The 18,260-nt window shown below is 72.2% G+C and carries 11 protein-coding genes; 6 read left to right on the top strand and 5 right to left on the bottom strand.

Going from position 1 to position 18,260, the window contains the following annotated elements; all coding sequences use genetic code 11:
• Positions 1–56 precede the first annotated feature (56 nt).
• On the bottom strand, positions 57–1,580 hold the full coding sequence (locus tag ACN265_RS10045; protein ID WP_421407041.1) for a sugar ABC transporter ATP-binding protein: 1,524 nt from the start codon (positions 1,578–1,580) through the stop codon (positions 57–59).
• A 523-nt stretch (positions 1,581–2,103) separates the two neighbouring features.
• On the opposite strand from ACN265_RS10045, the gene ACN265_RS10040 reads away from it, so the two are divergent.
• On the top strand, positions 2,104–5,658 hold the full coding sequence (locus tag ACN265_RS10040; protein WP_421407039.1) for a ThuA domain-containing protein: 3,555 nt from the start codon (positions 2,104–2,106) through the stop codon (positions 5,656–5,658).
• A 385-nt stretch (positions 5,659–6,043) separates the two neighbouring features.
• Here the strand turns inward: ACN265_RS10040 and ACN265_RS10035 are convergent, their stop codons facing one another.
• Positions 6,044–7,573, bottom strand: coding sequence for a non-reducing end alpha-L-arabinofuranosidase family hydrolase (locus ACN265_RS10035; protein WP_204923393.1), 1,530 nt, complete (start codon positions 7,571–7,573; stop codon positions 6,044–6,046).
• Between the two features lie 498 nt (positions 7,574–8,071).
• Here ACN265_RS10035 and ACN265_RS10030 point away from each other — a divergent pair, with 498 nt between their 5' ends.
• A complete protein-coding gene (locus tag ACN265_RS10030; RefSeq protein ID WP_421407037.1) occupies positions 8,072–9,436 on the top strand; it encodes a sensor histidine kinase in 1,365 nt (454 codons plus the stop codon).
• A gap of 55 nt (positions 9,437–9,491) precedes the next feature.
• Entirely contained in the window at positions 9,492–10,172 is a 681-nt protein-coding gene (locus ACN265_RS10025) for a response regulator transcription factor (RefSeq protein ID WP_204923395.1), read from the top strand.
• A 43-nt stretch (positions 10,173–10,215) separates the two neighbouring features.
• Here ACN265_RS10025 and ACN265_RS10020 read toward each other — a convergent pair whose 3' ends face one another.
• From ACN265_RS10020 to ACN265_RS10010, 3 genes are read right to left on the bottom strand one after another with little or no spacing between them, the layout of a single operon-like run.
• Complete coding sequence (locus ACN265_RS10020) at positions 10,216–10,980, bottom strand: enoyl-CoA hydratase-related protein (protein ID WP_421407035.1); 765 nt, start codon at positions 10,978–10,980, stop codon at positions 10,216–10,218.
• 16 nt (positions 10,981–10,996) lie between these two features.
• On the bottom strand, positions 10,997–12,334 hold the full coding sequence (locus ACN265_RS10015; protein WP_421407034.1) for a hypothetical protein: 1,338 nt from the start codon (positions 12,332–12,334) through the stop codon (positions 10,997–10,999).
• Positions 12,331–13,977 (bottom strand): amino acid adenylation domain-containing protein, encoded by a 1,647-nt coding sequence (locus ACN265_RS10010; RefSeq protein ID WP_421407033.1) that lies wholly within the window; start codon positions 13,975–13,977, stop codon positions 12,331–12,333. The genes ACN265_RS10015 and ACN265_RS10010 overlap by 4 nt, the downstream gene beginning before the upstream one ends.
• Positions 13,978–14,633: 656 nt before the next feature.
• On the opposite strand from ACN265_RS10010, the gene ACN265_RS10005 reads away from it, so the two are divergent.
• Genes ACN265_RS10005 through ACN265_RS09995 form a run of 3 tightly spaced genes read left to right on the top strand, consistent with a single transcriptional unit; the run spans position 14,634 to position 18,257 of the window.
• On the top strand, positions 14,634–15,701 hold the full coding sequence (locus ACN265_RS10005) for a sugar ABC transporter substrate-binding protein (RefSeq protein ID WP_421407032.1): 1,068 nt from the start codon (positions 14,634–14,636) through the stop codon (positions 15,699–15,701).
• A complete protein-coding gene (locus ACN265_RS10000) occupies positions 15,698–17,227 on the top strand; it encodes a sugar ABC transporter ATP-binding protein (RefSeq protein ID WP_421407030.1) in 1,530 nt (509 codons plus the stop codon). Before ACN265_RS10005 ends, ACN265_RS10000 begins: the two co-directional genes overlap by 4 nt.
• Positions 17,220–18,257 carry an ABC transporter permease gene (locus ACN265_RS09995; RefSeq protein ID WP_204923400.1) on the top strand — a complete coding sequence of 346 codons (1,038 nt, stop codon included), beginning with the start codon at positions 17,220–17,222 and terminating at the stop codon, positions 18,255–18,257. Before ACN265_RS10000 ends, ACN265_RS09995 begins: the two co-directional genes overlap by 8 nt.
• The last annotated feature ends 3 nt before the right edge of the window (positions 18,258–18,260 follow it).

Here is an 18,260-nt window from a genome sequence, read left to right as displayed (position 1 = left end):
CGGTCCGTCTTTCGTTCGCGACTGCGGGGCTCGCAAACCCGGCTCACTCCTCGCACTCACCGGTCGGTCTCCGTTCGCGGCTGCGGGGTGTGGCCGACGGCGAGGGTGACGACGTCCTCCTCGGTGGCGTCGGCGGGCAGTTCGCCGGCGATCCGGCCGTCGCGCATGACGACGATCCGGTCGCTCATCCCCAGCAGCTCGGGCAGGTCCGACGAGATCATCAGCACCGCCGCGCCGTCGCGGGCCAGCCGGCGGACGAGGTCGTGGATGGCCGACTTCGCCCCCACGTCGATGCCCCGGGTCGGCTCGTCGAACAACAGCACCCGTGGGTCGAGCGCCAGCCAGCGGGCCAGCACGACCTTCTGCTGGTTGCCGCCGGACAGGAAACGGATCTCCTGGTCGTCGCCGGCGGCGCGGACCTCGACGGTGGCGAGCAGGTCACGCACCCGGCGGGCACGGGCGGCGTGCCCGGAGCGGGCCGGGAAGACGGCCCGCCCGGCGAGCAGCGCGTTGTCGAGCACCGACTGCCGGGGCACGATCCCCTCCCCCTTGCGGTCCTCGGTGACGTAGGCGATGCCGGCCCGCATCGCGGTACGGGGCGAGCGCAGCCGCACCGGCCGGCCGTCCAGCCGCACGTCGCCGGTGGTGAACGGGGAGACGCCGAACAGCGCACGGGCCAGCGCCGAGCGCCCGGAGCCCTGCAACCCGCCGACACCGAGCACCTCGCCGGCCCGCAGGTCCAGGTCGACGGCGCGCAGTTTCCGGTTGCCCGCGCCCCGGACGGTCAGGCGTACCGGGCCGAGGTCGTCGGGGCCGGCCCGGTCGGGGTAGTAGCTGGACAGTTCCCGGCCGACCATGTGCCGGACGAGGTCGTCGGTGCAGGTGTCGGCGGTGGCCACGGTGGTGACCCGGCGGCCGTCCTTGAGCACCGTGATCCGGTCGGCCAGGTCGAAGACCTCGGTGAGCCGGTGCGAGACGTAGAGCACGCCGATGTCCCGCTGCTGGAGCCGGCGGACCAGCCCGTAGAGCAGCTCGACCTCGTGGTCGGCCAGGGCGGCGGTGGGTTCGTCCATGATGAGCAGCCGGGCGTCCAGGGCGAGCGCCTTGGCGATCTCGACGACCTGCTGCTGCGCGACACCGAGCCGCCCCACTCGGGTGTCGGCGGCCAGGTCGGACTCACCGATCGAGGCGAGCAGGTCCCGGGTGCGTTCCCGCATCGCCCGTCGGTCGACCAGCCCGCGCCGGACCGGTTCGTGTCCGAGGTGGACGTTCTCGGCGACGGTGCGCTCCGGCAGCAGGTTGAACTCCTGGTGGATGATGCCGATCCCGGCCCGCTGGGCGTCGCGGGGACCCCGGAAGGCGCGGCGCGCACCGGCGACCTCGACGGTGCCCGCGTCCGGGGCGTACCCGCCGGAGACGATCTTCATGAGGGTGGACTTGCCGGCCCCGTTCTCACCGACGACGGCGTGTACCTCGCCCGGCGCGACGTCGAGGTCGACCCCGTCGAGTACGCGCACCCCGAGGAAGGACTTGCCGATGCCCCGGAGGGTCAGCAGCGGTGCCGGCGGCGGATCGGGCATCCCGGAAACCCTCACAGTAAGTAGTCATCGGCGTGGTTGATGTTCCGTGCCCGGCACGGTGGAGCTGCCGGCCGGTGAACTTTCGCTGTCGCTCGTGAGCGCTTACGTCGTCAAGGAGCAAACTTTCCTTGACATCGACGAAACATCACACGTATGAAGATAGATGTTTCGATGCCTGTCCACAATCCTCGATCTTCACGGGTCGCCGGTTCGAGCACCCGAACGGCGTCGATGCCGGGTCGGGGGGTCGACGCGCGCCCACGGTCAGACCGTCGAAACATCGAACCTTGCCCATTCCATTGACACTCATCGATGACTGGCCCATCCTGGCCTCGCGGCCCACCGGGCGAGCACATCACCGACGTCACTCTCAGTGACGCAATGCGGGGCGACGGCCGTTGCGGCGGACGGCACGCCGACCCCGGGCAGCACGCCCGTGCCCGCCGTGCGTCCCGGCGTCCACCGGACGCGCGGGCGGGCCGTGGTCGCCACCGGAAGTTCCCGCCGACACCTAGGAGACGGCATGCGTCGCACCACGTTGCTCATCGGCATGATCGCCGGGCTGTTACTGTCGCTCGGCCTCGCACCACCCGCGTCGGCGGCTCCGGCCTTCCGCGCCCTGCTGTTCACCAAGACGGTGGGCTACCGGCACGACTCGATCCCCGCCGGGATCAGCATGTTCCAGCAGCAGGCGGCGGCGAACAACTTCGAGCTGGTGCAGACGGAGGACTCCAGCGTCTTCACCGCGGCCAACCTCGCCACCTTCGACGTGATCATCATGTTCCAGACCTCCGGCATGGTCTGGACCTCGGCCGCCCAACGGCAGGCCGTGGAGGGTTACCTCGCCAGCGGCAAGGGCATCGTCGGCATCCACAACGCCCTGGACATGGGTATCGAGGGCGAGTACCCCTGGTGGGACCAGACCCTCAACGGCGGCGCCCACATGCCCGAGCACTCCCCCGGCGTACTGCCCGGCACCGCCATCGTCGCCGACAAGCAGCACCCGTCGACGACGGGCCTGCCGGACCGGTGGAACCGCAGCGAGGAGTGGTACAACTTCGACAGCAACCCGCGCGGCAACGTGCACGTGCTGGTGACCGCCGACGAGCGGACGTACAACCCCGGCTCCCGGGCGATGGGCCCGGACCACCCGATCTCCTGGTGCCGCACCGCCGCCGGCGGGCGGGTGTGGGCCACCGCGATGGGCCACGCGATCGACTCCTACAGCGAGACGAACTTCCGCAACCACGTCCTCGGCGGCGTGAAGTGGGCCGCCGGCAACCTGCCCGGCGACTGCGGCGGCACCGTGTGGGGCAACTTCGAGAAGCGCACCCTGGACGACAACACGGTCGACCCGATGGCGCTGAACGTGCTGCCCGACGGCCGGGTGATGTACGTCCAGCGCGGCGGCCAGGTCAAGATCTTCAAGCCGAGCACCAACAGCACCGTGACCGCCGCCACGCTGAGCGTCTACACCGGCGGCGAGGACGGTCTCACTGGCATGGCGATCGACCCGAACTTCGCCACCAACGGCTACGTGTACCTGTACCACTCGCCGGCGAGCAGCAGCACCGACGTCAACCGCGTCTCCCGCTACACGCTGTCCGGTGACACCCTCAACCTGTCCACCGAGGCGCGGATCATCGACATCCCGGCGTACCGGGACCGCACGTTCCCCGAGCCCGGCCACACCGGCGGCTACATCGACTTCGGCCCGGACGGCAACCTCTACATCGGCACCGGTGACGACACCCCGCCGAACCTCGACCCCAACTGGCAGGGCTACGCGCCGCTGGACTGGCGCGCCGGCAAGTCCAACCTCGACGCCGCCCGCAGCGCCGGCAACACCAACGACCTGCGGGGCAAGCTGCTGCGCATCCGCCCGTCGGACAACGGCGGCTACACCGTCCCGACCGGCAACCTCTACCCCCAGGGCACGGCGCAGACCCGGCCGGAGATCTACGCGATGGGTTTCCGTAACCCGTTCCGGTTCTCGATCGACCCGGCCAACGGCTGGGTCTACCTGGCCGACTACGGGCCGGACCGTAACCCGCCCACCACCAACCGGGGCCCGGAGGGCCTGGTCGAACTCAACGTGATCAAGTCGCCCGGCAACTACGGGTGGCCGTTCTGCCACGGCGACAACCAGCCCTACGCGCCGTACAACCCGGACACCGGCGTGGTCGGCGCCAAGTTCAACTGCAACGCCCCGGTCAACAACTCCCCCAACAACACCGGCCTGACCAGCCTGAAGCCGATCGTCGCCCCCAACATGTGGTACGGCTACGGCACCTCGTCGACCTTCCCGGAGCTGGGCTCCGGCGGCTCCGGCCCGATGGGCGGCCCGGTCTACCGGTACGACCCGGCGAACCCGTCGGCCACCAAGTTCCCGCCCTACTACGACGGCGTGCACTTCTTCTACGAGTGGTCCCGCAGCTACATCAAGGAGGTGCACTTCGACTCCGCGACGGCGGTGACCCGCACCAACACGTTCCTGCCCGGGGGACGGTTCAACAAGCCGATGGACCTGGAGTTCGGCAAGGACGGCTCGCTCTACGTGCTGGAGTGGGGCACCAACTTCGGTGGCGGCAACAGCGACTCCGGGCTCTACCGGATCGACTACATCCAGGGCGGCCGGTCGCCGATCGCCAAGGCCGTCGGTACGCCCACCAGCGGTCTGGCCCCGCTCAACGTCCAGTTCAGCAGCGCCGGCACCACCGACCCGGACCCGGGCAACACGCTGAGCTACCAGTGGACGTTCGGTGACGGCACCACCTCGACGGCGGCCAACCCGTCGCACGTCTACACCACCAACGGCAACTACACGGCGCAGTTGAAGGTCACCGACAACACCGGCAAGACGGGCTTCGCCAACGTCCAGATCACCGTCGGCAACTCCGCGCCGGTGGTCACCATCACCACCCCGGCCAACGGTGGCATGCTCACCTTCGGGGACAAGGTGTCGTACCAGATCAGCGTCACCGATCCGGACGGCGGCACGGTCGACTGCACCAAGGTGGTCGTCAACCCGGCGCTGGGCCACGACGACCACGCGCACGAGACCACCGAGTACCCGGGCTGCTCGGGCACCATCTCCACCGACCTGCTCGGCGGGCACCCCGACGGCGCGAACCTGTTCTACGTGCTCAACGCCCGCTACACCGACAGCGGTGGCCCGGGCGGCTCGTCCCCGCTCACCGGCACCGCGCAGGCGATCCTGCAACCCAAGCACAAGCAGGCCGAGTACTTCAGCAGCAGCTCCGGCATCCGGGTCGTCGACGAGGCCGGTGCGGAGAGCACCAAGCGGGTCGGTGACATCTCCAACAACGACTGGATCGCGTTCAACCCGATGAGCCTGTCGGGCATCTCGACGGTCAGCTACCGGTTGTCGTCGCCGTCCGGTGGCGGCACGATCGAGCTGCGGGCCGACTCACCGACCGGCACGCTGCTGGCCACCACCCCGGTGCCCAGCACCGGCGGCTGGAACAACTACCAGTCGACCGCGCCGGTGAACGTGGCCGCGTTGTCCGGGACGCACCCGCTCTACCTGGTGTTCAAGGGCAGCACGAACAACTGGTTCGACCTCGACTCGCACACCTTCGGCGGGGCGGGTGTCGGCCAGCCCGGCACCGGAACCGGAACCGGCGTGGCGGGGAAGACCTGGACTCTCACCGCGCTGCACAGCGGCAAGCTGATGGACGTCAGCGGCGTCTCCACCGCCGACGGCGCGCAGCTCACCCAGTGGGCGGCCACCGGCGGCAACAACCAGAAGTGGCAGGCCGTGGACGCCGGTAACGGCGCGGTCTACCTGAAGGCGGTGCACAGCAACAAGTGCGCCGAGGTGATCGGCGGTTCCACCACGGCGGGTGCGTTCCTCCAGCAGGCCACCTGCAACAACGGCAACTCGCAGAAGTTCACCGCGACGGCGACCACGACCGCCGGGGTCTACACGGTGCGCAACGTGCAGAGCGGGCTCTGCCTGGACGTCAACGGTGCTTCCACCACCGACGGCGCGCGGCTGTTGCAGTGGACCTGTCACAGCGCCAGCAACCAGCAGTGGCGGTTCACCCAGGTGTGACGCACGGTCCGCCGCCGTCGCGGCGGCGGTAGGCCGGGAGGGCCGGCTCCGGATGTCGGAGCCGGCCCTCTGCGGTCGCGTCGGGGCCCCGCCCACCCTGGGCGGTGGGCGGACCGTCCCGGTCCGGGCCGGCGTGATGGCCAGCGGGATGCCGGATCACCGCCGGGCGGCCGCCGTACGCAACGGCCGGTCGTGGACGCCGCCGGACGGTCCCGGCCGGCAGTCGGTACTGCCCGCTGCCGGCGGGGAAACGGTGATCGGCAGGACCCGAGGTGCGGGCCCTGCCGATCGGTGGTGCGGATGCCGTTCAGGTGATCCGACGGCCCGGTCCATCCCGGGCCACCGGCGGACCTCAGGAACCCCCGAGGTCCGCCGGTGCGCGTTCTCAGCGCTGCCGGGTGAGCAGACCCGGCCGGTAGGGCAGCAGGCCGTAGTCGACGCCGTCGGAGCTGGGCGACCGGCCCTGGTAGAGCAGTTGCAGGTTGCACGGGTCGATGGTCATGGTCTGGTCGGCGCTGGTGCGCAGCAGCTCACCATGGCTGATGTCGTTGGTCCAGGTGGCACCGCTGTTGACCTTGCCCGCGAACGGGTTGTTGTAGGTCGCCGCGTTCGGCGTCCAGGTGCCGTTCAGGCTGGTCGCCGTGAACGAGCGGAAGTAGCGCTCCCAGGAGCTGGTCCGGGCCTCGACGATCATCAGGTACTGGTTCTGGCCGGCGACCTTGTAGACCTGCGGCGCCTCGAACAGGTTCTCCGAGGTGTCGCTCATGATGGTCGTGTAGCTGGAACCGAAGTTGCCGGGGAAGTTCCCGATCGGCATGCTGGCCCGGTAGATCTTGCCGTTGTCACCGGCGAAGAACAGGTACATGTTCTGGCTGTCGGCGATCAGCGTCTGGTCGATCGGGCCGGTGCCGGAGCCGGAGATGCTGCCGGTGAACATCGTCTGGGCCGGACCCCAACCGTTCGGGTTGGTCGGGTCGGTCGACGTGCGGTAGGAGAACGCCGCGCCACCCCACTGGTAGGCGAGCACCCAGATGTTCTTCGGCGCGAAGTAGAACAGCGACGGCGCCACGGTGCCCTGGCTCATGGTGTTCTGCGACGCCGAGGCCATCTCCGACCAGTTGGTGAACAGGCCGAAGTTCATCGACCCCCACGAGTTGCCGAAGTCGTGCGTGGTGGCGTAGACGAGCTGCCTGCCGTTGTACGGCGCGACCGTGAAGTCCTTCAGCGACACCCAACCCGACTTCGGGGTGGCCAGCGGACCCGTCGACGACCACCGGTACGACGACGGCAGCGTGCAGTTGCCGCTCGGCGGCGGGGTCGTGGGCGGCGGGGTGGTGCCACCGAGCTTGACGAGCTGCCACTGCTGGTTGGTGCCGTTCCAGTCGGCGTACTGCACGATGTTGCCGCCGTCGGCGGTGGACGCGCCCTGCACCTCGACGGCCTTACCGCTGTTGCGGTTGATCAGCTGGATGTAGCCGTCGATGTCCTGGATGCTGAACTGCTGGTTGGTGCCGTTGTTGTCGGTCCACTGCACGATCGGTCCGCCGTCGGCGGTCGACTTGCCGGAGACGTCGAGCACCTTGCCGGACAGCTTCGACTTCAGCCGGTAGTAGCCGCCGCCGGAGTCGACGAACTGCCACTGCTGCTGGCTGCCGTCGTTGCGGGTCCACTGGGTGATCCGGGCCCCGTCGGTGGTGGCCAGGTTGTAGACGTCGAGGGCCTTGCCGCTGTTGCGGTTGACCAGCACGTACGACGCGCCGGTGTCGATCGTGGCCGCGGCGGCTTCCGTCGCGGTGGCCGCGACGACGGCACCGCCGCTCAGGGCGGTCACGAGCGCGGTGGCCGCCGACAGCAGCCAGCGCCGACGGCCGGGACGGCGCAGAGCCGGGCCGGGATGCTCAGCCGGGAGGTGCATGGGGGTGCTCCTTCTCAAGGACGGGTGGCCCCTGCGCGGCGGCCCCCGGTGACGTGGTCGCCGAGGGCCTCAGGTGGTCTGACCGACCGACACTCCGTGGTCGAAACGGAGCCGACCGGCGAGTGTTAACGCTCACATCGATCGGCACGGGTCGAACGGGTGCATGATCGGTTTGGTGGGGGCGAACGAACCGGCAGGGGATCCATTCAGATCCGGCGATGTTACCAGAGGGTTTCGGGCGGTTCAAGAGTTGCGCCCCGGGCATCCGGCCGCCTCGCCACCACCGGGCACGACCCGTTGCCGGGTCAACCTTCCCGGCTGGGTGTTAACGTTCACCCTCGGCGTCCCCGGCCCCGGGGAACGGCGGGCCGGCCCGGCATCCGGGAGGCGACGGTGATCCCTTCCGATCCGGTGCGCGATGTGTCATCTTCGATGGATGCGGGTCGGTTGCCGGGCAGGCGGACGAGGTCGGATCCGCAGGGACGGGGCGGCGGCACGATGCCGCTGACCAGCGCCGCTGGCCGACGCGCCGGCGGTGACCCCGGCCGGATGCGCCGGCTGCGGGCGACCCACGCCCGGCCGCGTACCGGGCTGGCCGTCGGGCTGCTGGTCGTCGCCCTGCTGGCGCTGGCCGGCGGGGTCGGCTACGCCGCCCTGGTGCACGTCCAGCAGGCCAGGATCCGCCACGAGCTGGACTGGGCGATGGTGCACGGCCGCCCGGCCGACCCGTCCGGCTGCACCTGGATCTTCGGCGGCGCGAGCGACACCGGTCACGGTGGCGCGCCGCCGGCCGGGTTCCCGGAGCACGGGGCGGTCCACACCGTGGCCCGTACCGGCCGCCCCCAGGTCGGCCAGGTCGCCCGCAACGGCACCGTCTACCACGTGCGGACCCAGTGGCGCGACGGCGAGGTCGTCCAGGTGGTCTTCGACGCCCGCTTCCAGCTCGCCGAACGGCGTTACCTGCTGTGGGCGGTGTCGACCGCCGCGCTGGCCGTCCTGGTCGCGGCGACCGCGACGGACCTGCGGCTGCGTCGCCGGTCGGTGCTGCCGCTGACCGAGGCGCTCGACCGGCAACGCCGCTTCGTCGCCGACGCGAGCCACGAGCTGCGGGCCCCGATCACCCGGGTGCACACGGCGGCCCAGCTGCTGGCCCAGCGGACGACCGGCGCGGCGCACGACGCGGACCGGCAGGACCTGGACCGGCTGCTGCACACCACCCGACGGCTCGGGGAGATCGTCGACGAGTTGCTCCTGTCGGCCCGGTTGGCCGATCCGGCGGCGATGACCGGGCCGCCGGCCACTGTCGACCTCGCCGCGCTCGTCGTCGAGGCGATCGGGGCCGACGCGCCGCGCGCCGCCGCCCTCGGGGTGACGCTCGGGGTGACCGGCGCGGACCACCCGGTGCCGGTGCGCGGCGTCGGGCCCGCGCTGCACCGGGTGGTGGCGGAACTGCTGGCGAACGCCCTGCACCACACCCCGGCCGGCGGGCGGGTGCAGGTGCGGTTGCGTCCGGCGGGCGCGGACCGGGTCGAGCTGGTGGTCAGCGACTCCGGCCGGGGGTTCGACCCCCGGCACGCCGGCCGGATCTTCGACCGGTTCCACCGGGGCCCCGACGCCGGGGACCGCCGGGCCGGGCTCGGGTTGGCGCTGGTCCGCGAGGTGGTCACCGCGCACGGCGGCACGATCAGCGCCACCGGCCGGCCCGGGGCGGGCGCCACCTTCACCGTACGGCTGCCGGTGTCCGGCGGGGGGCGTGCCGGTGGCCCGCCGACGGACGGCGACCCGGGCGGCGGCCGGTGGCCCCTGCGCTGGTGGGCGGGCCGGGACCGGGCGGGCGGGGAACGCGCGGCGAGCAGATTCTGACCGGCGAGAAATTCCACCGGTCAACCTTCTGCCGTTTCGGTGCGACCATGAACGGATGACCGACCCGTCACCCCCGGCGCACGGCCCGTTGCTCCTCGTCGAGGACGACGCGGAACTGGCCGACATGCTGGTCGAGCTGTTCCACCGGGCGGGGTACCGGATCGACCTGGCCCGCGACGGTCAGCGCGGACTGCACCTGGCGCTGCGCGGCCCCTACCAGGTGATCATGTTGGACCGGCGGCTACCGGCCATCGACGGGGTCGACCTGCTCATCCGGCTGCGGCGGCGCTCCGTCGCCGCCCGGGTGCTGATGCTCAGCGCGCTCGGCGACCTCGACGAACGCATCCGGGGCCTCGACGCCGGCGCCGACGACTACCTGCCCAAACCGTTCGAGGTGACCGAGCTGATGGCCCGGGTCCGGGCGCTGACCCGCCGCCGCTTCGACGGGGCCGAACTGATCCCCATCGGGGCCGGGCAGCTCGACCTGGCCCAACGCGGGGTGCGGCTGCCCGACGGGCGGGAGGTGACGCTCAGCGGCCGGGAGTTCGAGCTGATCCGGCTGCTCGCCAGCCAACCCCGGATGGTGCACAGCCGCAGCCAGCTCCGGGGGCGGGTGTTCGGCGCGGACCGCACCGAGGCGGTGGTCGACACGTACGTGCACTACCTGCGCCGCAAGCTCGGCGACGGGGTGGTGCGCACCGTGCACGGCCTGGGCTACCAGATCGGCGCGCTGTGAGCCGGCCGCCCGGGGCCCGACGGGCCCCGGGCGGCGCGGTGGCTCAGCGGCCCACGAACCGGGCCGGACGCTTCTCCAGGAAGGCGGCCATCCCCTCGCGCTGGTCCTCGGTGGCGAACAGGGCGTGGAAGGCCCGCCGTTCGAACAGCACCCCGGCCTGCACGCCGACCTCCTCGGCCTGCCGGACCGCCTCCCGGGCCAGCATCGTCGCGAGCTTCGGATACCCGGCCACCACCGCCGCCGCGGCCTTCGCCTCGGCCAGCAGCCGGTCCGTCGGCACCACCCGGGACACCAGGCCCCACCGGTACGCCTGCGCCGCGTCGAGCTGCCGGCCGGTGAGCACCAGGTCCATCGCCCGCGCCGGGCCGACCAGCCGGGTCAGCCGCTGGGTGCCGCCGATGCCGGGCATCACCCCCAGCCGCAGCTCCGGCTGCCCGAACCGGGCGTTGTCCGCCGCGAAGATCAGGTCGCACATCATCGCCAGCTCGCAGCCGCCGCCGAGGGCGTAGCCGGCCACCGCCGCGATCTTCGGGGTACGCAGCGCGGCGAACGCGTCCCAACCGGCGAAGTGGTCGTCCAACGCCACGTCCAGGAAGGACTTCCCGGCCATCTCCCGGATGTCCGCCCCGGCCGCGAAGACCTCGTCGGAGCCGGTGAGCACGAAACAGCCCACCCCCGGGTCGCGGTCCAGCGGGCGCAGCGTCTCGACCAGCTCGGTCAGCAGCGCCGTGTCCAACGCGTTGCGCACCTCGGGCCGGCACAACCGCACCGTGACCACCCGGTCGTCCTTCTCCACGGTGATCCTCATCGTCGCCTCCATGTCCTCAGGAATCCCAGATCGCGCCGTACGCGGGCACCCCGCGTTCCTCCATGCCCCGCACCACCTGCCAGGTCAGCGGACGGTTCGAGATGCAGATGACCGCCTCCGCGTCGTAGCGGCGGCACGCCTGCCAGGCCAGCCGCAGCATGTCGGGCTTGCCGTCGCGGGCGGTGTCCCACAGCAGCGCGTCGGGCTGGTGGGCGAGGATCTCGTCGACCAGGTCGTCGCCGAAGGTCTCCCGGTGCCGGCGGGCCACCCAGACCAGGTGGGCCGGCACCTGCCCGGCCAGCAGGTGCGGCAGCACCGGGCCGATCCCGCTGCCGGTCGCCACGTACAGCACCCGGCGGAACAGGGTCTCGATGTTGGCCACCCCGGCGGTGCTGATCCCCTTCACCCAGACCCGGCGCGGCGGGTCGTCGACGAACCGGCCGGTCCAGTCACCGGCCCGGCTGACGGTCAGCCGGAACCCGCTGCGGCCCGGCGTCGGCACGTTGGCGAACGAGTGCCACTCCCACAGCGGGCTGCGGCTGACCGCCGTGGACGAGCCGGGGAACGGCGTCACCCCGTGGTCGAAGTGGACCAGCGCCACATGTGACGACGGACGCTGCACCACCACCGGCACCCGGCGCAGCCGCAGCCAGGGCAGGGCGATGCTGGCGGTCAGCACCGCGAGCACCCACCCCTGCGGGGAGGCGGCCAGCGCGACCGGCCCGCCGGCCAGGAAAGCGGCCTGCGCCCAGAGCAGCAGCAGGGCCGCCCAGCCGCCGAGGCGGTGGGTACGCTCGAACAGGTCGTGCCGGCGCGAGCGCACCGGCGGCAGCGCGGTGCCGACGACGGCCAACAGCAGGACGGCCACCGCGTACCCGGTGACCAGCGCCCCCGCCGGGCCGCCACGCGCGGTCAACGCGCCGAGCTGGGCGAGGAACCAGGCGGTGCCGGCCAGCGCCGCGCCGACGTGCAGCCCACCGAAGTGGTAGACCTTGCCCAACGTGGCCCGCACCCGCAGCGGCCACCTGGTGGGTGCCCGGGTGGCCAGCCGGAACAGCAGGTTGATCACGTACTGCTGACGGATCAGCACGGCCAGCGCGACGTTCGCCAGCGCGGCGACGCCCAACGCGTCGGCGGCCCCCGGGCCGTGCCACCAGCCGACGGCCAGCCCGTACGCCAGCAGCGCGGCGTTGCCGGCGAGCACCGCCGCGACGAGCCGGTGGTGGTGCATGAACCGGGGATGGGCCAGGACCCGGCGCAGCGTCGACACCGGCGGGGGAAGCACCTCGTCGGGGTGGCCCGCCGGGCCGGTACGCGGCGGCGTCGACACGGGTCGCAGACCGGTGGTGGTCACGCCGCCGCCTCCTCGACGTGGGCGAACTGCCACCGCAGGTCGAGGGCGAGCCGGCGCAGCGCGTCCCGGTCGACCTTGCCCCGGCCGGTCATCGGCAGCTCCGGCAGCGGGTGCACGGCCGCCGGCACGCAGTAGTAGGGCAGCGCGGCGGCCACCGTCTCCCGGCACCGCTGCGGGTCCAGTTCCGCAGGGACGACGAAGGAGACCAGGTCCCGGTCGGTGACCCGGAGGGTGACCGCGCTCCGGCAGCCCGGCACCGTCTCCAGCACGGTCGAGACCGCGTCCAGCTCCACCCGGAAACCCCGGACCTTCACCTGGTCGTCGGTGCGGCCGAGATGTTCCAGTTCCCCGTCCGCGCGCCAGCGGCCCCGGTCGCGGGTACGGAACATCAGCCGGCCGCCGCCGAGGAACGGGTCCGGGGCGTACCGCTCGGTGTTGAGCGCGTCGTTGTCCAGGTAGCCGGCGGAGACGCAGTCGCCACCGGCCCACATCTCGCCGACCTCGCCGATGCGGCAGGGGCGTCCGTCGTCGTCGAGGACGTAGACGGTGTTGTTCGGGGTCGGCCGGCCGATGGTCAGCGGCGCACCCGGCCGGTGCCGGTGCATGGTGTTGACGATGGTGGTCTCGGTCGGCCCGCAGCAGTTGTAGAAGATCCGGCCGGCGGCCCACCGGTCGGCCAGCGGACGCGGACAGGGCTCCCCCGCCACCGCGACCACCCGCACCCCGGCGCACCGGTCCGGGTCGATCCGGGCGAGCACGGAGGGGGTGGCGACCACCACGTCGGCGCGGGCGGCGGTGGCGGTGAGGTCCCGGTCGCGCACGAGCAGGGTGCCGCCGTTGGCGAGGCAGCCGAGGATCTCCCAGGCGGCCATGTCGAAGGCGACGTTGAGCAGTTGGGCGACCGTCCGGCCGGGCCGTATCCCCAGGTCACCCGGGGTGGTGAGCAGGATGTTGGCGACGTTGCCGTGGGTGACGGTGACGCCGTTGGGGGTGCCCGTGGTGCCGGAGGTGAACAGCACGTAGCAGCCGTCGTCGGCGCGTACCGGGCGGTCCGGGACGGGGGCGGTGAGGTGCCCGCCGGGGGGCAGCGGCTCGGCCATCATCTCGTCGACCGCGAGCCGGGGCACGCCGGGCGACGCCGGCACCGCGTCCAGGGTCGCCGACGTGGTCAGCAGCACCCGGCAGCGGGCGGTCGAGGCGACCTGGCGCAACTGCCCGGCGGGGGCGATCCGGACGTCCTGCGGGACGTAGGCCGCCCCGGCCTTGAGGGTGGCCAGGATGCCCACCAGCATCGGCAGGGACCGGCTGGTGAACACGCCCACGGTGTCGCCGGTGCGCACGCCGAGGGCGACGAGGTGGGCGGCGAGCCGGTTGGCCTGGCGGTCCAGTTCGCGGTAGCCGATCCGTACCCCGAGGTGCTCGGCGGCGACGGCGTCCGGGGTGGCGGCGGCCCACCTGGCGAACGCCTGGTGGATGCGCAGGTCGGGGGCGGGCACCCGGGGGCCCTGACCGAACCGGTGGAACAGCCGCCGGTCACGCGGTGGGAGGTGGTCCAGCAGGACCGACCGCCAGCCGTCCGGCCCGGCCGGGAGGGTGCCGACCGGATGGCTGGCGGTGTCGTCGGTGGTCTGTCGTACGGACATGGGCCGCTCCTGTTCTGACCGGCCGCCCTGCGCGGCGATCGGAATCGATGCTGGCCAATACAAATGGGAAATCTCTTAGATCCGGGGCGCAGCGGCCGTCCAGGGCGGCACCGGCGTGCGTCGACGCACGCCCGATCGGATCGGGAGGGGGCCACGGAGGGCGGGGTGCGGGGCGGCTGCCGCCCGGCGCACGGGTCGATCGGGCGCGCAACGGTCCGGCCGACGCAGGCGACCCGACGCGGCAAAGAACTACAGGCATCGACGTTGACGTTCATCGACGGGCCGACCGGCCGCCGCCACCTGCGGCACCACGCCAGGCAGGGGCCGCCCGACCGGCAGGGCATTGGTAGGACGTCTGGGGTGTCGCGACCGAAGCTCCACCCCGGCGACCGGCCGCCAGCAGCCGCTCCCCGCAGTAACCTGCGGGGCATTGACGTTACACAATGGAAACTCTAACGTCTGATGTCTCGACCGTGCGTGTCGGCACCACCCACCTCCCACCCAGGGAGGGGACCTCCGCGTGCCGTCCCCCGACCCGGCAGCCGGCGCAAGGTTCCAGCACGCCCGACCCGCAGTGCGCCATCCGGGCGTACGGCCGCCGCCCCACGCGACGGCCGTGCCCGCCGGAGCACTCCCGCAGAAACGGAGCGAACACGATGAACCACGGACGTCTGGTGAGCGCGGGGCTGACGGTGCTGCTCGGCGCGACGGTCGCCCTCACCGCCGGCTGCGGTGACCGGGGGGCCGGGACCGGCACGGGCGGCGGCAAGCCGCTCATCGGGGTCGACTACCCCCGCTCGGACACCGACTTCTGGAACTCCTACATCAAGTACGTGCCGCAGTCCGCCGGGCAGTTGGGGGTCGACCTCAAGACCACCAACTCGCAGAACGACATCGCGAACCTCATCTCGAACGCCCAGACCTTCATGAGCCAGGGCGTCAAGGGGGTGGTGATGGCCCCGCAGGACACCGCCGCGATCGCCCCGACCCTGGCCCAGCTGGAGAGCCGCAAGATCCCGGTGGTCACCATCGACACCCGGCCCGACACCGGCACGGTGTTCATGGTGGTCCGCGCCGACAACCGGGCGTACGGGACCAAGGCCTGCCAGTTCCTGGGCACCAAGCTCGGCGGCCGGGGCAAGGTCGTCATGCTCCAGGGCGGCCTGGACTCCATCAACGGCCGGGACCGCACCGAGGCGTTCAGCGAGTGCATGGCCAAGGAGTTCCCCGGCATCAAGGTCTTCGGGGAGGCGACCGACTGGAAGGCCGACGTCGCGGCGTCGAAGTTGCAGACCCGCTTCGCGTCCGACCCGGACATCCGGGGCGTCTACATGCAGTCGTCGTTCGCGCTGTCGGGCACCCTGCAGATCCTCAAGCAGCGTGGCCTGCAGGTGCCGCCGACCGACCCGAAGCACGTCTTCGTGGTGTCCAACGACGGCATCCCCGAGGAGCTGAAGAACATCGGCGACGGCCTGATCGACGCCACCGTCAGCCAACCCGCCGACCTGTACGCCCGCTACGGGCTGGAGTACGCCAAGGCGGCGATCGAGGGCAAGACGTTCCAGCCCGGCCCCACCGACCACGGCAGCACCATCATCCAGGTGCGCGACGGCCTGCTGGAGGACCAGCTCCCGGCACCCCTGGTGACCCTGGACGGCGCACCGGTCGCCGGGCAGCCCACGGTGAAGTACGACGACCCCTCGCTGTGGGGCCGGCAGGGATGACCACCGCCCCGCACCACCCCGGCGACGACGACCCACCGGTCGTCGAGGCGGTCGACATCACCAAACGCTTCGGCTCCACGCTCGCCCTGTCCGGGGCGGGGATCATGGTCCGGCGCGGCGAGACGCACGCCCTGGTCGGCCGCAACGGCGCCGGCAAGTCGACGCTGGTCGGCATCCTGACCGGGTTGCAGGCCGCCGACGGCGGGGCGGTCGCCTTCGACGGTCGGCCGGCACCGCCGCTGGCCGACCGGGACGCCTGGCGGCGGCGGGTGGCCTGCGTCTACCAGAAGTCGACGATCATCCCCACCCTCACCGTGGCGGAGAACCTGTTCCTCAACCGGCACGCCCGCTCCCGCGCCGGCCTGATCCGCTGGTCGAGCCTGCGGCGGGAGGCGCAACACCTGCTGGCGCAGTGGTCGGTCGACGTCGACGTCCGGCAGCCGGCCGCGACGCTCTCGGTCGAGCAGCGGCAGTTCGTGGAGATCGCCCGCGCGTTGTCCTTCGGCGCCCGGTTCATCGTCCTCGACGAGCCGACCGCCCAGCTCGACGCCGCCGGCATCGACCGCCTGTTCACCCGCATCCGCGACCTGCGGGCGCAGGGGGTGACGTTCCTGTTCATCAGCCACCACCTGCAGGAGATCTACGACCTGTGCGACCGGGTGACGGTCTTCCGCGACGCCCGGCACATCCTCACCGCCCCGGTCGCCGGGTTGAGCCGGCAGGCGCTGGTCGCCGCGATGACCGGGGAGGACGTGAGCATGCCGGAGGCCGACCACCGGCCACCGGCGTCCGACGCGCCGGTGCTGCTGTCGGTGCGGGACCTGGTCACCGGGTCCGGGGCCCGACTGTCGATGCGGGCCCGGGCGGGCGAGGTGGTCGGCATCGCCGGTGGTGGCGGCAGCGGCAAGGTCGAGGTCGCCGAGGCGGTCGTCGGTCTGACCCGCCCGGTGGCCGGGTCGGTCACCCTCGCCGGCCGGGTGCTGCGGCCGGGCAGCGTGCCCGACGCCCTCGCCGCCGGGGTGGGGCTGGTGCCGCAGGACCGGCACCGGGAGGGCCTGGTGCCGGGGCTGTCGATCGCGGAGAACGTCACGATGACCGTGCCGCAGCGGGTCGGGCGCTACGGGTTCATCTCCCGGGCCCGCCGGGACGCGCTGGCCCGGGACACCATCGCCGCGCTGACGATCAAGGCGTCCGGGCCGCAGACGCCGGTGGCCGACCTGTCCGGCGGCAACCAGCAGAAGGTCGTGATGGGCCGGGCGTTGGCCAACGATCCGCGGCTGCTGGTGCTGATCACGCCCACCGCCGGGGTCGACGTGCGGTCCAAGCAGACCCTGCTCGGCGTCGTCGAGGACGTCCGCCGCCGGGGCACCGCCGTGCTGGTGGTCTCCGACGAGCTGGACGACCTGCGCATCTGCGACCGGGTGCTGGTGATGTTCCAGGGCCGGGTGGTCGCCGAGATGGCCCACGGCTGGAGCGACAACGATCTGGTAGCCGCCATGGAAGGGGTGGACCTCCACCATGTCTGACACGCTGTCCACCGGCACGGTGCCGGCGTCGGCGCCCCCGCCGACCCGCCCGTCGTCGCGGCACCTGGCCGTCGCCCGGCTGCGGGACCTGGCGCTGGTGCCGGCGATCGTCGCGGTGGCGATCGTCGGCTGGATCATCAGCCCGGTCTTCCTCAGCACCGACAACGTCCTCAACGTGCTGCAGAGCATGTCGGAGATCGCGATCCTGGTGCTGGCCCAGACCATCGTGCTGATCACCGGCAAGATGGACCTGTCGCTGGAGAGCACCTTCGGGCTCGCCCCGGGCATCGCCGCCTGGCTGGTCGTCGACCCGGAGCTGACCCGGGGGTTGGGGCTCGGCCTGCTCCCGGACGCCTGGGCGGTGCCGGTGGTGCTGCTGGTCGGGGCGCTGGTCGGGGCGTTCAACGGGCTGCTCATCGTCCGGTTCGGCCTCAACGGGTTCATCGTGACGCTGGGCATGCTGATCATCCTGCGCGGCCTGCTCACCGGCATCTCCGGCGGGCAGACCTTCTTCGCCCTGCCCGGGTCGATGACGTACCTCGGCTCGACGAGCTGGCTCGGGGTGCCGGCCTCGATCTGGGTGTCGCTGCTGCTGTTCGCCGCCGGGATCGTGGTGCTCGGCCACACCCGCGCCGGCCGCGCGCTGTACGCCATCGGCGGCAACGCCGACGCGGCCCGCGCCGCCGGCATCCGCACCGACCGGGTGCTGTGGGTCGCGCTGGTCGTGGCCAGCGTGCTCGCCGCCCTGGCCGGCCTGCTGATCAGCGGCCGGCTGGCGGCGGTGCCGGCGGCCCAGGGCGACGGCGCGATCTTCCAGGTGTTCGCGGCGGCGGTGATCGGCGGGGTCAGCCTCAACGGCGGGCGGGGCAGCGTCTTCGGCGCGTTCACCGGCGTCCTGCTGCTCTTCATGATCATCAACGTGTTGACCCTGGCCGGGGTGCCCGCACAGTGGACGAACTTCCTCAACGGCGCGGTCATCCTGATCGCCCTGGTGGTCTCCCGCATCACCGGCGGCAAGGCACAGACCTGAACC

This window comes from Micromonospora sp. WMMD730, from assembly GCF_049178955.1.
GTDB lineage: Bacteria > Actinomycetota > Actinomycetes > Mycobacteriales > Micromonosporaceae > Micromonospora > Micromonospora wenchangensis.
This window is presented reverse-complemented; position numbering and strand designations above follow the sequence as displayed.